This is a genomic window from Mucilaginibacter sp. UYP27, from assembly GCF_040547175.1.
Lineage (GTDB): Bacteria > Bacteroidota > Bacteroidia > Sphingobacteriales > Sphingobacteriaceae > Mucilaginibacter.
On the sequence record NZ_JBEPPE010000001.1, the window covers coordinates 730,270 to 745,952 of the forward strand.

10 protein-coding genes are annotated in these 15,683 nt (G+C 44.1%); 8 read left to right on the top strand and 2 right to left on the bottom strand.

The window, feature by feature from the left end:
* Positions 1 to 18: 18 nt before the first annotated feature.
* Positions 19 to 2,961, bottom strand: coding sequence for a ligand-binding sensor domain-containing protein (locus ABIB39_RS03250; protein WP_354427252.1), 2,943 nt, complete (start codon positions 2,959 to 2,961; stop codon positions 19 to 21).
* Between the two features lie 321 nt (positions 2,962 to 3,282).
* Between ABIB39_RS03250 and ABIB39_RS03255 the strand changes: the two genes are divergently transcribed.
* The 7 genes from ABIB39_RS03255 (at position 3,283) to ABIB39_RS03285 (ending at position 13,475) form a co-directional block, all read left to right on the top strand.
* Positions 3,283 to 6,405: a SusC/RagA family TonB-linked outer membrane protein gene (locus ABIB39_RS03255; RefSeq protein ID WP_354427254.1), complete on the top strand. Its 3,123-nt coding sequence runs from the start codon at positions 3,283 to 3,285 to the stop codon at positions 6,403 to 6,405.
* Between the two features lie 19 nt (positions 6,406 to 6,424).
* A complete protein-coding gene (locus ABIB39_RS03260; protein WP_354427256.1) occupies positions 6,425 to 7,936 on the top strand; it encodes a RagB/SusD family nutrient uptake outer membrane protein in 1,512 nt (503 codons plus the stop codon).
* Between the two features lie 19 nt (positions 7,937 to 7,955).
* Positions 7,956 to 10,040, top strand: a complete 2,085-nt coding sequence (locus ABIB39_RS03265; protein WP_354427258.1) for a hypothetical protein — start codon at positions 7,956 to 7,958, stop codon at positions 10,038 to 10,040.
* An 11-nt stretch (positions 10,041 to 10,051) separates the two neighbouring features.
* Entirely contained in the window at positions 10,052 to 10,945 is an 894-nt protein-coding gene (locus ABIB39_RS03270) for a PKD domain-containing protein (RefSeq protein WP_354427260.1), read from the top strand.
* Positions 10,946 to 10,953: 8 nt separating this feature from the next.
* Complete coding sequence (locus ABIB39_RS03275; RefSeq protein WP_354427262.1) at positions 10,954 to 11,991, top strand: family 16 glycosylhydrolase; 1,038 nt, start codon at positions 10,954 to 10,956, stop codon at positions 11,989 to 11,991.
* A 70-nt stretch (positions 11,992 to 12,061) separates the two neighbouring features.
* On the top strand, positions 12,062 to 12,925 hold the full coding sequence (locus tag ABIB39_RS03280) for a glycoside hydrolase family 16 protein (protein WP_354427264.1): 864 nt from the start codon (positions 12,062 to 12,064) through the stop codon (positions 12,923 to 12,925).
* Between the two features lie 100 nt (positions 12,926 to 13,025).
* Positions 13,026 to 13,475 carry a GNAT family N-acetyltransferase gene (locus ABIB39_RS03285; RefSeq protein ID WP_354427266.1) on the top strand — a complete coding sequence of 150 codons (450 nt, stop codon included), beginning with the start codon at positions 13,026 to 13,028 and terminating at the stop codon, positions 13,473 to 13,475.
* 47 nt (positions 13,476 to 13,522) lie between these two features.
* Here ABIB39_RS03285 and ABIB39_RS03290 read toward each other — a convergent pair whose 3' ends face one another.
* Positions 13,523 to 14,656, bottom strand: a complete 1,134-nt coding sequence (locus ABIB39_RS03290) for a TlpA family protein disulfide reductase (RefSeq protein ID WP_354427268.1) — start codon at positions 14,654 to 14,656, stop codon at positions 13,523 to 13,525.
* Between the two features lie 209 nt (positions 14,657 to 14,865).
* On the opposite strand from ABIB39_RS03290, the gene ABIB39_RS03295 reads away from it, so the two are divergent.
* Positions 14,866 to 15,645, top strand: coding sequence for a succinate dehydrogenase cytochrome b subunit (locus tag ABIB39_RS03295; protein WP_354427269.1), 780 nt, complete (start codon positions 14,866 to 14,868; stop codon positions 15,643 to 15,645).
* The last annotated feature ends 38 nt before the right edge of the window (positions 15,646 to 15,683 follow it).

Below are 15,683 nucleotides of genomic sequence, written 5' to 3' on the forward strand. Positions count from 1 at the left end.
CTAAATTAGTCACCCCTATCACCCCTTCGTTATCTCCCTTTGTATATTAAACAAAAACTCAAACAGGTTCATTTCTGTGGGGATCTGGAGCTTTTTGCGGAGACGGTAGCGGCTGATCTCTACCCCGCGTACAGAGATCGCCATTAGTTGGGCGACTTCCTTGCTGGATAGGTTCATGATGAGGTAGGCGCAAAGCTTTAGTTCCTGCTGGTTGATGCTTGGGTAGCGGTCTTTTATTACGGTTAAAAAGTTGGAGTGCACTTTATCGAAGTGAATGGAAAATTGTTCCCACTCTTCGTTCACCTTATTCTCTTCGGCCAGCAGGCGCAATATCTTTTTTATCTCGGTAGTTTCCACCATCTCCCTGCCCGATTTTTGAATATGCTGCAACTCTTCTTTCACCTTTAGTATAAACTCCTTCTTCTGCACCAGGTTTAAGGCTGCAGATGCCAGTTCGGACGTTTTAAATTCTATTTCGGATTGTAGCTTGTCGTTTTTCAGTTTCACCACTTCCTTTTCAGATCGCTCCAGCTCCAGTTGGTGCAGGTAAGCTATTTGCTTTTGCTCTTCTTCGTTCTTTTGCTGCTGAAGATGCAGTTGCTTTTGTTGTTTAGCAATGTGTTGCCTTTCCTGTATTTTATACAGATAGTAAAGGGCACCCGCAAAAATCACCACATATATAAGGTAGGCCAAAATGGTTTGATACCACGGCGGGTTTATAACAAAGGCATAAACCGCTACCGCCGATTCATTATTTTGATGGTTGCGGGCCTTCACCTTAAAGGTGTAATTACCTGCGGGCAGGTTGGTGTAATCCTTATCCGGCCGTTTAGACCACTCCGACCATTCCTTGTCAAAGCCATCCAGTAAATAGCTGTATTCGGCGTTAGATTGTTCCTCAAAAATTGGCGACGAGTATTCAAAGTGCAGCGAGTTCCAGTTGTGCGCTAATGACGGGGTGTTTTCGGTGGCTTGCTTTTTATCATCGCTTACACCCGCAAAGTAACCGCCATAAAGCAAGCTATCGGTGCCATAGGTTGCTTTTACCTTACGGATGTAAACATTTAAAGGCCGTATATTTTGCTTATACCTGGCGTAATTGATGTGGTAAAAACCGTTCTCGCTGCCTACAAATACGTTATTGGTGTTAACCGGGTAAATATTCTCAAAGCCGCTTAGTATGCGGTTATTCAACTCGGGGATGTTGATAATGGTTGGTGCCGATGTATAATCGGCCACGCCAACGCTTTTTCCCTGCACAAACCACACGTTGCCGGTTGCATCTTCCTTAAGGTACCGTAAACCCCTGTCGCCAAATATTTTCTTGAATTGCGGCGATTGGATGAAACGGTCGGTAGCCGGGTTGTATTCATATATACCTTTTTCGGTTGCGATAATGATCCGGTCCTTTATTTTAAAAACAAAATTGTTTAGGGTTGAGGGCAGGCCCTGGTCTTTAGTATAGGTTTTAACGCTGCCGGTGTTTGGGTCCAGTTTATAAACCCCGCGATAAGGATGCGATGTCCAGATCATATTATGTTCATCAACCTGCATAAACCTCGCCGACTCATAATATTTGCCCACACTGCCTTTATCAATAAGGTTGGCGCCTTTGTTATCAAAAAGGCGAACGCCATAATAATTACCCGCCGCTATCAAAGGTTCGCCTGCTTTGTTTTTAAGGGATTGAAACGTCCAGAAACCGGTAGCGTTGTAAATAGGAGCAAGCCTGTCGCCGAATACCTCGAACAGGCCGTCGTCTTTCCCCGCAAGCAGGCGGCCGTTTACTTCGGCCATGTTCCAGGTTTGCCCTTCGCCGGTCGTTTTAAAGTCGTTTTTCAGATAACTAAGGTCGCTAACTCCATTAACAGGTAACTGATATACCCCGTTTGATAGAGCGAAGTATAAATTATTTTTAAAAAGGGCAGCGCCATAGCCCCCGCCATCTTTAAATATTAATGGGTTTATATGCTTAACCGCGTTGTTGTAGGCTATGTAGTCGATCCCGTTATCCAGCCCAAGCCAAACATTGTGGTTTGCATCGGTATACATACAGCGCACGTTGGTGTTTTGCAAGCCTTCTTTTTTTCCGATATTTTCGATGATATTCCCCGTTTTATCAAACTGGTAAATACCGTTGACATAAGTACCCACCAGGTAAGTACCATCATGTAGAGCCGTAGCTGCCGAAAAATGTTGATGGATATCTATGCCGGCCCCGTTCAGCTTAAAATAATTCAGCTTGTTGCCACTTAGCAAAAACAAGCCATCTTTTGCGGATGTAATCAGGCTGGAGGTATCATTAAACTTAGATATGTTGGTAATGTAGAACCCATCAGGCAGGTTAGCTTTGGCAATAAAAGGCTGCCAGGTGCCATTTGCAAAAGCCAAAAGGCCTTTTTGCTCGTCGTGGGCCAGTAGCTTATCGCGGTACATTCCCAGGAACAACCATGAACGCGAATGGTAAACCGTTATTTTACCGTTGCTATATCTAAATATCTTATCATGGGTGCGAAAGAATACATCGCCCCCATAAGCGGCGATATCCCATATGTCAGAAAATGCCTGGTCGGCTTTTGGGATAAGGTTTTTTAACGATGTGAATTCAAGCAGCCCATTTTTAGCAGGGGCGAAATAACCGATCTCGTCCTGCCCGCCAACGTAAAGTTTTTTATCGGCACCAAACGCTAATGAGCGTACAATGGTTTTGTTGGGCAGCGGATATAGCTGCCAGTATGACCCATCGAACACCAGCACCCCTTCGTTATTGGCAAAATACATGCGGCCCTGCGCGTCCTGGCGTATTTTCCAGTTTTGGGTGCCCGCGTTGTACTGCCTTTTCTCGTAATTAACCGTTTTGCGCTGCCCAATGTAGGCCTGCGCCATTGCCCATTGCCCAAAAACAACAAGTACTACTAAAAGTAGTAGCCTAAAAAATAAGGGTTTATAGCGTGCAGTCAAAATTATACAGGTTTTACAATTGGTTTACTAATATCCGTGTTTTTAAATGATTTTTCAAGGTTGTGTAGTAGTGATGTAGTGCGAAATTTTGCATTGGTATGCGCTTGCTCTACATTTGATCCCTATAAACCAATTGCTGCGGCCATACAACCAATTACCGCGGTAGTACAAACCAATTTTTAACCGTTTTATAAAAAACACTTTAGCTAAATTATGACCGTGCATTTTTATGCGCGAAAAGAAGACCGTATGAATAAACTTTTACAACCAACCAGTGGCCGCCCCGAACGGCCTATTAATTTAATCTAACCACAAACCTTTATGCAATTAAAACTCAAGTTTTTTATGGGGATTGCTTTGCTATTCTGTTTTGCGAGCCAGGGTTATGCCCAAAGCCTTCGCGTTACAGGTAAAGTAACCCAACAAACCGACGGACAGGCATTGCCCGGCGCTTCAGTAACAATTAAAGGAACAACGATGGGCGTTGTTACCGATGTAAACGGTAATTACGCGTTAAACATCCCACAAGGCGGAGGCACTATCGTAGTATCTTTTGTAGGCATGGTATCTGCCGAAAGGAAAGTAACACAAGCCGGCACAGAGAACTTCACCTTAGAGGATAATGTGAATAACGCCCTTAATGAGGTGGTAGTTGTTGGTTACGGCACCCAAAAGGTAACTAAGGTATCGGGTGCTATCTCAACGGTAAAAAGTACGGACATCCAAAGGCAAAACCCGGTACGTGCAGAAGAAGCAATACAGGGACGAGCAGCGGGTGTTACCGTGGTGCAAGGTGGTACGCCTGGCTCAACGCCAACAGTAGCTATCAGGGGCATCCCTTCTTACGCTGGGTCGGCACCATTGGTCGTTATCGACGGTGTGCAGCAATCACTTGCCGATCTTAACTCGGTAAACCCTATAGATATCGAATCTATCAGTGTGCTTAAAGATGCGTCTGCCACCGCTATTTACGGTGTTAAAGGTGGTAATGGTATCATTGTGGTAACTACTAAAACGGGCAGAAAAAACATGAAAACCGAGCTTGCCGTTAACAGCAGCTATGGTGTTCAGGAAATAGCCCGTTACATTGGCGTTTTAAACGCCACAGAGTATGGCGCTATTCTAAATGAAGGCAGCGTTGCATCGGGCGGTGGTGTTATTTTCCCGGACCTGTCTACTTTAGGTGTAGGTACCAACTGGCAAAAAGCAGTGTTTAAAACCGCGCCTTTGCAACAGCATACATTAGGTGTACGTGGCGGCAGCGAAACGGTAACTTACTTTTTATCGGGTGGTTACACCAGCCAGGGTGGTATAGTTGGCGGTATTGATAAGTCGAGGTTTGATCGTGGAAACTTTACGGCCAACCTTGATTTCCAGCTTACGCCTAAACTTAAGTTTATATTGAACACTACTGGTGTAATATTAAACTCTAAAGGCATCCAGGAAAACTCGTTTAACAGTGTAATTGGCAGCGCGCTAAACTTCGACCCAACCGTATCGGTTTTAAATACCGACCCTAACAGTGTGGGTAAATATGGCTACAGCAACCTGTTGTTATCTGAAGTTTACAACCCGTTAACCAAGCTTGACAACACTTATAATACCAGCCTTGGAAGTAAATTGTACGGTAAATTTGAAACCCAATACGATATTTTAAAGAACCTGAAACTAAGCAGCAGGTTTGGCTACACCAAGTACGATGCCAACAGCAAGGGCTTTACCCCTTTGGTGTTTTACGGGCCGCTTAATGTTGATAACAGCATGAACGCCGATGGCTCTACCGTGATAGATAAGCATAACAGTGTAAACCACGATAAGGTAAGCAACTTTAACTACGCCTGGGAAACATTTGCCAACTACAACTTTAAAGTAGCAGAAGACCATACATTTGAAACCGTTGTGGGCTTTTCATTGTCTAAGGAGTCTGGCAACGCGGCGGGTGTAAACAGGCAGGATGTGCCATTCAACTCATGGGAATTTGCAGATTACTCTGCAGCAACGGGTACAAATACAGCTACCAACCCAAGCGCAACAGGCGGGTACTATTACCAATACTTTAAACGCAACATGTCGTTCTTTGGCAGGTTGAACTATGATTACAAGGAGAAATACCTGGCATCATTCACCGCACGCCGCGACGGTTCTACCGCTTTTGGTGCCGATAACAAGTTTGCCAATTTCTTCTCAGGTTCTGTAGGCTGGGTTGCAAGTAAAGAGAGTTTCTTTAATGTACCGGCAATAAATTTCTTAAAAATAAGGGGTAGCTATGGTACTGTGGGTAACGATAATACAAATACGCAGGCAACCACTATTGTAACGGGCGGTCCTGATTACGGCCCTACTGCAAACAGTAATGGCTATAACTTTAGCAATGTGTTTTACCCGGGTTCTACCCTTGGCGCAACAGAAAATAAACAATTAGGATGGGAAAGCCAGAAACAAGCTAACGTTGGTTTCGACCTTACTATGTTTAATGGTAAATTAAACATCACTGCAGATTATTACGAAAAACGTGTAGGCGGCCTGTTGTTCCAACCGGCAACAGTTTACACGGGTGGTACTATACCTGTCCCTGCAGCCAACATCGGGTCAACTAAAAACAGCGGTTTAGATATTTCTATCGGCTACAACGAAACCATTGGCGGCTCTTTTAAACTGGGCAATACCTTTAACATAACAACTGTTAAAAGCTTAGTTACCGCAACCAATACCGATGGCACCGCTAAAATATTTGGCGGCAGCTACTTCAACGGTCAGTCGCAACAGGTTACTGTTTTTGAAAAGGGCCAGGCACCGGGTTATTTCTACGGATATAAAACTAATGGCCTGTTCCAAAACGCGGCAGAAATAGCAGCAGCGCCAACACAAACAGGAGCGCAGCCGGGCGATATCCGCTTTGTGGATATAAATAACGATGGTGTTATTAATGCAGATGACCGTACAAACATTGGCAACCCGTTCCCTAATGTTATTTTAGGATGGACGTTATCCATGAGCTACAAAAACTTTGATTTTAACGCGTTCACTTACGCCTCTATCGGTAATGATATTTACCGCGCTTATGAGCGTAACGCAAACTACACCAATAAATTTCGTGGTGTGCTGGCCAGGTGGACGGGGCCGGGTACTACAAACGATGCACGTAACCCAAGGTACTCATTTACCGATGCTAACAGCAACATCCGCGCATCAGACAGGTATGTAGAGGATGGCTCATTCGTAAAGATCAAAAATATCCAGTTAGGTTATACCTTCCCGCGTTTAATGCAGGGTAAAGTGTTTAAAAGTATAAGGATCTACGCGCAGGTACGTAACGCTGCTACATTCACCAAATATTCCGGTTACGATCCTGAGATCTCTGGCGGAGTGCTTGATACCGGTGTTGACCGTGGCGCATACCCGCAGCCAAGAACGTACAGCATGGGCCTTGACATTAAATTATAATTCATTAAAAAACAATACGATGAATAAGAGATATATAAAGCTAATTGCGATGGTCCTGTTACTGACATCGTTTACAGCATGTAAAAAATGGGTGGAGAACAACCCTCACGATAGGTTTTTAGTTACCGATCTGGATTACCTAAAATCTGAAACTGATTACCGCACTATGGCTGTCAGCGTTTACTCGCCGGTGCAGTGGTTAAACCAGGCAGTGGTTGTGGGCGATATCGCATCAGACAACTCGGTAGCAGGTGGCGAAAGCGCATCAGACGTTTTGTCTTTACAGCAAATAGATGATTTTACCCTAACATCGGTAAACTCAACCATACTTGACCTGTGGCAGGTGGCCTACGAAGGCGTTAACCGCTCTAATTACCTGATCCAGTATAAAGACAAAAACAAAGCCGGCGAAACCGTTAGCTTTAATGGTAAGGATGCCCTTTTTGGCGAGATTTACTTTTTACGTGCATACTACTACTTTACCCTAACAAAAATGTGGGGCGATGTGCCGTTGTTTATCGATAAACGTTTAGACAACAACGATGCAAAATCGTTAACCCGCGCACCTAAAGCAGAGGTTTACGCGCAAATAGAAAAAGACCTGACCACGGCTATAGCTGCATTAACTAATACCCAAAGTCAAAAAGGCCGTGTTACCAAATATGCTGCACAGGCGTTGTTAGGCAAGGTTTATTTGTACGAGAATAAATTTACCGAAGCCGCAGCGGCGTTAGAGCCGGTTATTACCTCGGGCGCGTTTAGCCTGGTTAGCGATTACGCTTCTATCTACTTAGCAGCCGGCGAAAACGGCCCCGAGTCGGTTTTCGAGGTCCAATACACCAATGGTTCGCCATACTACAACTGGGGTGGCGCAACACGTGGCCAGGGTAACTATGCAGTTCAGCAGAACGGCATAAGGGGCCTGAACGGCGTTGGCGGCATGCCATTCGCTGCCGGCTGGAGCAGTAACCTGCCAACACAAAACCTTGCCGCAGCATATGCAGCGGGCGATCAGCGTAAAGCAATAACCGCATTCAATATTGAGGACTACAAAGCAGCCCATCCAGCGTTTAACATCAGCTACCAGGTAGCACCTTACAAAAACACGGGCTTGTATAACGGTAAATACTTACCACGTAAAGGTGAAACATCGGGCCAGGTAGAGCTTAACTATCTAAACAACTTTAGGGTGTTAAGATATTCTGAAGTATTGTTGATGGCTGCCGAAGCAAATAACCGTTCAACAGCACCAAATGATACTAAAGCACAAGGTTACCTTAATCAGGTACGTAAACGCGCTTTTGGTGATGATACACATGCCGTAACCGCCACAGGTACTGCTTTAAAGCAAGCCATTTGGGATGAAAGAAGATTAGAGTTAGCTATGGATGGCGACCGCTTTTTTGACCTGGTTAGAACAGGGCAGGCGGCCACCAAGCTTACCGGTTTTGTAACCGGCAAAAACGAAGTGTTCCCTGTACCACAAGAAGAAATTAACGTTACAGGTTTAACACAAAACCCGGGCTATTAAACCTTAAAAAATTAAGATCATGAATGCAATAAAATATTTTTTGAGCATAACCCTGATACTGGCTGTTATAACAGGCTGTAAAAAGGAAAAGTTTGATGATACCTCGTTTGTAAACACGGTATCAGACCCGACCAAAATATCGGTGTTATTTGATATTACACAAGACAATACCGGTTTGGTAACCATTACCCCAAACGGCGAAGGTGTATCTTCCTTTGATATTTACTACGGCGATGGTGCCGATACCTACGTAAAAGTAGCCGCTGGTAAAAACATCCAGCATAAATATGCCGAGGGTGTGTACAATGTTAAAATAGTTGGCCATGGTGTTTCCGGCAAAAGTGCCGAATCTACCCAACCGCTAACCGTATCGTTCAAAGCACCGGCAAATCTTAAAACAACCATTACCACAAACGGCCTGGCATTAACAGTTGGCGCAACTGCCGATTACGAAACCATGTTTCATGTGTATTACGGCGATGAAGCAACAGCTAACCCCGAGCCCTACGATTCGTTCTTACAGGAGCAAACGGCTACTCATAACTATGCAAAAGCAGGTACTTATACCGTAAGGGTTGTAGCGTTAAGCGGTGGCGTTGCAACAACCAAAGTTGAGCAAACCATTAAAATAGGTAAACAAATAGACCTTCCATTAGCGTTTGACGATGCTAACTTTGATTACACAACCAGCGATTTTGGCAACAACCAATCGGAATTGGCTACAGATCCTAAAAATAATGCCAACAAGGTATTAAAGGTTACCAAACCTGCAGGTGCCGAAGTTTGGGCAGGTACTACCTTAGGTACTGCAACAGGCTTTGCAACTAAAATCCCGGTTAGTACGCTAAATTCAAAAATGACCATGCGCATCTATTCGCCTGCTGCGGGTTTAACTATCAAGTTGAAACTTGAAGAGCACGCTAATGGTAACAACGCGGTAGAAACGGATGCTAAAACTACAGTTGCTAACGCATGGGAAACTTTGACGTTCGACTTTAATAATCAATCGGCTGGTACGCCCGGCTTAAATGCCGCGTTTAATTACGATAAGGCATCTGTGTTTTTTGATTTTGGTACAGCGGGCAGCGGTAAAGTGTTTTATATGGACGACCTGCAAATGGCTATCCAAATTGCACAAATAAACTTGCCGGTTACGTTTGATGCACCAAACACCAACTACACCGTTACCGATTTTGGTAACAATGCAACTGTTGATGCTAATGACCCAACAGATGCATCAAACAAAGTTAAAAAGACCACCAAACCTAATGGTGCCGAAGTATGGGCAGGTACTACTATTGGAACCCCGCTTGGCTTCTCTGCAAAAATACCGGTAACAGCATCGTACGCTAAAATGAGCATGCGCATTTACTCGCCCGCTGCCGGCATCCATGTACGGTTAAAAATTGAGGATCATAACAATGGTAACGTTTCGGTAGAAACTGAGGCTAATACTACCGTTGCCAATGCATGGGAAACCTTAACGTTCGACTTTACAGCACCTGTTGCAGGTACACCTGCACTTAACGCGGCAAATACTTACGATAAGGCATCCGTATTTTTCGATTTTGGTACAGCAGGTAACGGCAAGGTGTTCTATTGGGACGATGTAAAATTTGTACCGCAACCGTCGTCAATATTGGGTATCCCGCTTGATTTCCAGTCAACGACATTAAACTACGGCTTTACTGATTTTGAAGGCGGTGTAGTAACAGTGGTAAATAACCCATCGGCGACAGGTATTAACACCAGCACCAAGGTGGCTAAAATGGTTAAAAATGCTGGCGCTACTTACGGCGGCAGCTACATAACCCTTGCAGGCCCTATCGACTTCACCAAGAAGATACTTAAAATGAAAGTTTACTCGCCAAGGGCAGGCACTAAAGTATTGTTGAAGGTAGAGAACCTTACCGACGGAAATACCAGCTTCGAGAAAGAAGTGACCACCACCAAAGTAAACGAATGGGAAGAACTGACCTTCGATTACAGCACTATCAATACAGCAAAATCGTACCAAAAAATCGTATTGATATTTGATAACGGCACAGCAGGCAACGGCTCGGCCAACTACACCTGGTATTTCGATGATATCACACTTAATTAATTTATATAGCGATGAAAATTAATATAAAAGCATTATTAACCATCTGTTTGGCAGTCGTTATCATTGTGATAGGCTGTAAAAAAGAGAAGTATTCGTTCGGTAACATAGTTACCCCAACGGATATAAGCGTAACAACAGCTATTGACGGAGTAAATGCGACCAACCCCGATGGTGGCGGCACTGGTAAAGTAACCGTTACTACCGCGGGCACAGGCGCCATATCTTACAAAGTTGATTATGGCGATGGCATAACCGAAATTGTGCCTGGCGGAGATAAAGTACACAAATACTCTGCCCCGGGTACTTTCGATTATACCATTACCGTTAGTGCTATTGGCACGGGTGGTGTAACGTCTACAGTAAGCCAAAAAATAAGGGTGTATGTATCGTTTGAGATCCCTGCTGCCATTACGCAAAACCTAACTAATGGTACATCTCGTACATGGGTTATAGATCGTTTAACGCCAGGCCACGTTGGTGTTGGCCCGGCAGATGGTTATACCCCAAGCTACTACGCGGCAGAGCCTAACCAGCGCGCAGAATGTTTATATGACGATGAAATAACCTTTACTAAAGATGGTACAGGGATCAATATGGTTATAAACAATAAAGGCCAGTCGTTCTTTGTTGCCGGTGCTACCGTATTTTATGGTAAAGCAGGCGGCGATAATTGCTATGACTTTGACGCGACAGGTACAAAAAAACTTGCCTTTATGGATGCTACATCAGGTTCAACATCGGCAAACTCTACACGCATACAATTCGTAGTTCCTGATAAGGGCTTAATTGCATTTGGTACAGGTGGTAATACCTATGAAATAATGCAGCTTACCCAAACAAGCATTACCTTGCGTAATATTGGTATTGACGGCCTTGCATGGTATCAGAAATTTAAAGTTAAATAGATAAAGATATGAGAAGATTAAACGCTTTCTTAATGATAGCATTGGTAGCCTTGTTTACCAATTGCTCTAAAAGCAATGATACGGGTGGCTCCGCTACTGCAGGCACGCCAACCAACATCAGTGTGACACCAACGGTTAGCACTGATAAAAGCGGTACAGTGACCTTCGCGGTAACTGCAGACAACGCAGTATCGTACGAGTTTGATTTCGGCAACGGCGTTTTCCAAACAAACACTACAGGTAGCTTAACCTATAAGTACCCGGTTGCGGGCACCTATAATGTAAAAGTTACGGCCAAAAGTTCAAACGGCAAAACAAGTACAAAAACCATTTCTGTTAATGTATCTGCAAGTGAGGCGCTGATCTGGTCGGATGAGTTTAATACCGCTGGCGCGCCTGATCCGGGCAAGTGGGGTTACGATTTGGGTAACAACAATGGCTGGGGCAATAACGAGTTGGAGTACTATACCAACCGTCCGGATAACGCATCGGTATCAAACGGTACTTTAAAGATCAACCTTAAAAAAGAAAATTACAGTGGGTTTGGCTATACATCTGCAAGGTTGCTTACAAAAGGTAAGTTTGCCTTTAAATACGGCCGTGTAGAGGTAAAAGCCAAGTTGCCTGCAGGTGTTGGTACCTGGCCTGCAATATGGGCCTTGGGTGGTAACATCGATAGCACACCATGGCCCGGCTGTGGCGAGATAGATATTATGGAGCACGTGGGTAAACTACAGAACACCATATTTTCTACCATGCACTACCCTGGTCATTCAGGAGCGGGGGGCGTAGGTAGTACTACTCAAAACCCTACTGCATCTACAGCGTTCCACGTGTACAGCATGGATTGGACGCCAACCGCTATGAAGTTTGCTATTGATGGTGTGGTTTTCTACACGTTTGATAACAGCCCCGACAAGCCGTTTAACCAGGATTTCTTCCTGATACTGAACGTAGCATTTGGCGGTAACTTTGGCGGCCCGGCGGTTGACCCTAACTTCACATCCGATTCGATGGAAGTAGACTACGTTCGCGTTTATAAATAATCAATTAATAAACAGAAAGGCCATTTAACGATGGCCTTTCTGTTTAAAACACAATCCCCTAATCAATTTTATGCTTTACAAAAAGTGTATTTATTTCGCGGCCATCACAGCCGTGGTAGCTATTGCTGCCTCATGTTCATCGGTAAAGCAGGCACAGGTTGCAGGTAGCGCTAAAGGCAATGTTATCTTCTTTGATGATTTTTCAGAAAGTAAGATCGACCGCACCAAGTGGAGCCCGATAATAACCGGTTTCCATACCAATGGCGAATTGCAGGCCTATGTAGATTCGTCTGCTACGGCGTACATCGAAAATGGGGTGCTGGTGTTAAAACCGCAATACTCCCCAAACTTTAAAACATTTGATAATCAACAGTTCGATTTTATATCCGGCCGGTATGTTACCAAAGGTAAGTTCGATTTTACGTATGGTACAGCAGAGGCTCGTATAAAAGTCACAGCCGGCGATGGTTTATGGCCTGCCTGGTGGATGTTGGGTAACGGCATGTGGCCAAACGATGGCGAGATTGATATCATGGAGTTTATTGGCGAAGCCGACTGGGTGAGCGCGGCTGTACACGGCCCCGGCTACAGCGGCGAAACGCCCTTTGTAAACCGCCAATATTTTGATAAAAACAATGATGCCACCCAATGGCACATTTACGGCGTAGAATGGACACCCGATGCCCTTGTTTTTAAGTATGATGGTAAGCCTATGTTTCGTGTTACACGCACCATGGCACAGCATTACGGCAAATGGGTATTTGATAATAAGCAGCACCTTATCCTAAATTTCGCGGTTGGCGGCATCTATCCGTTCAAAATAAACGGAATCAAAAAACCGTATTACGGCCTTTCCGAATCATCTTTAAAAAAGATTAAAAATGGCGAAGCCAAAATGTGGGTCGACTGGGTTAAAGTAACCCAAAACAAATAAGAAGCATACCCCTGCTAAGCAAAGCCCTCCGGATATACAACCAGGGGGCTTTTTGCTTTTCCACCTATTAAAATTAGCTTTGCTGGCAAATACCACTGCCATGAGTATAACCCACTTTATTAAACCCTTTGCCGAACTTAGCGTAAACGAACTATACGAAATGTTGCGCCTGCGCAGCGAAGTATTCGTGGTTGAACAAAATTGTGTGTTCCTTGACCAGGATAATAAAGACCAGAAATGTCAACATGTATTGGTTTATACTAATGATAAGCTTGCTGCCTATAGCAGGCTTCTGCCCGCCGGTTTATCTTATGCCGAGGTATCCATCGGCCGTGTTATTACATCGCCGGAGGCAAGGGGCAGTGGCTTAGGGAGAAAGTTGATGGAATTATCTATCCGGGGTTGCAATGATCTGTTTGGCCCGGCAACCATCCGTATTGGGGCGCAAACTTATGCGCTGCCATTCTACGAATCGTTAGGTTTTGTTGCCGAGGGCGGGCGTTACGACGAAGATGGCATAGAACACGTAGAAATGATAAGAAAGCCGTAAGCTAACCGCATAAAAAAGCCCTTTAGATTTTCTAAAGGGCTTTCTCATTAATGTTTGTTGAAGTATTCGTGAACCTCTTGGTCCACGTCTAATATATCGATGTTTGCTTTGATGATCTTCCAGTTGGCATCCACCAAAAAGTAAGTGGGGATGGTACCGATCTTCCAATTGGCAACATTTGGGGAACTGTCGCCTTTAAAATCGCACACCTGCGGCCAAATCAGGTTGCTTTGCTTTATGGAGCATTTCCAAACGTCGGCTTTAGTATCGGTAGAAACACTTACCACACCAAATTTATTCCGGTCGCGGTCGCCAACAATTAGCCCGTTTATAATTTTAGAATGGTTTGTTACACTAAGTTGGCTACCGGATACCCAAAACTCTACCAATATAGCTTTGAATTTTATGGCGTGCCTGTCAAATGGTTTGCCATCGGGCATAACACCTGTTATTTCCGGGGCATCAGCTCCCGGCAAAAGTTTAACCAATACATTTAGCTTGTTGGTAACCTTAAGGCCGTCATCGCTATTCCTGGCTTCGGCAGTTAATTTTTTAGCCAATGCTCCATACTCGGCGGGATATTCATCCATGTACTGCTGTGCCATAATATGGGCAGCAACAACGTTATCCGGGTATTTGGTCATGTAAGCATCCAAAACTTTCGGCTCCAGTTTTCGGCGCTGGATCTGGTAGCCTCGGGTTTTTACAATAAGTGCAGAATGTTCCTTTGGCGACTGGTTACGTGCCTCGCTCGATTCCAGGAAGCTTAGCCCCGAATTAACAGCCGAGTTTAAACTTCCCGCCATTTCATTCTCTATCTTATAATAGTCGCTAAGTTGCTGCTGTGTTTTCGAGGCAGAGGTTACAGTCGGGTACAGGGCGTTTACTTTGGTTTCTACAGTGTAGCTGCCGTTTTCAAGATACAGTTCAAAGGTTTGTTTGGTGTTTAGCGGTTTATCGCCGTCAATAATTGATATGGTATAATACCCAGGTGCAGCCAGCGGTTTATCAATAGTTGCGCTGCCATCTTTTATAGGCTGGCTAAAAAGCATTTCATTAACCTGGTTTAAGGTGATAGTGCCGTTTTTTACAGCGCCGGTTTTAAAAGTTAGGGCTAATTTAGGTTGCTTGTTGCAGGCTGATACCAGCAGAATAAGTGCGAGGAAGTATAAATATTTCATAAAATTATTTGTGACAGGATGCCACTAAATTATCGAAATGTTTTTATTTGGCGGTAGAATTTTACGCACAGATATTTAAAATTATTGTGCTGTTAAAGTAAATTGTCATACAAATCTCCTTAGACTGTTTCTAAATAGCCAATATCACTGCTTTAAGTGGAAACCATTTCTATCTTTTGGTACTTTTGCCTAAATAAATCTGATCAATAATGAGCGAATTTAAACAAACCTTTAACTCATCACTGGGAAAGAAGCTGATAATGGCTTTAACTGGCTTGTTTTTGTGTACTTTTTTAATTGTGCACCTTGGCGGTAACCTTTTGTTATTTAAGGACGACCAAGGCTTTGCATTTAACAGCTACGCAAACTTCCTGACGCATTTTCCTCCTATCGAGGTAATAGCTTACCTTTTATACCTTGCCATAATTGTGCATGCTGTATATGCTTTGGTATTAACCATTAAAAACCGCAGGGCCAGGCCGGTAGGGTATGCTGTGCGTAACCAATCAAATGCATCATGGGCGTCAAAAAACATGGGCTTACTTGGTTCTATCCTGCTGTTGTTCATCGTGATCCACATGGGCGATTTTTGGTTTACCTACAAGTACAATAACATCCTGGGCTTTAAAGAGTACCGCACCAACCTGGCGACTAATGAAACAACAGTATCAGACTACAAACCGGAGATCGCCGATTTTGAGCGTTCGATATCTACAGAAAACAATGTAGAGATCGTTCGTGTGAAGGACCTGCATGCACGTATCACATCAAGCTTTAGCCATTTATGGTATGTAGCGTTTTACGTGATAGCAATGGGTGCGGTAGCGTTTCACTTGCTGCATGGCTTCCAGAGCGCATTTCATACGTTGGGTTGGGTACATAAAAAGTATAAGCCTATAATTTATTTCTTTGGCACCTGGCTGTTCGCGGTAATTATACCGTTAGGTTTTGCCCTGATGCCAATAGTGTACTATTTGAAAAGTTTATAATTAATTTACGAATTGCGATTTTCGATTTATAACCTTAA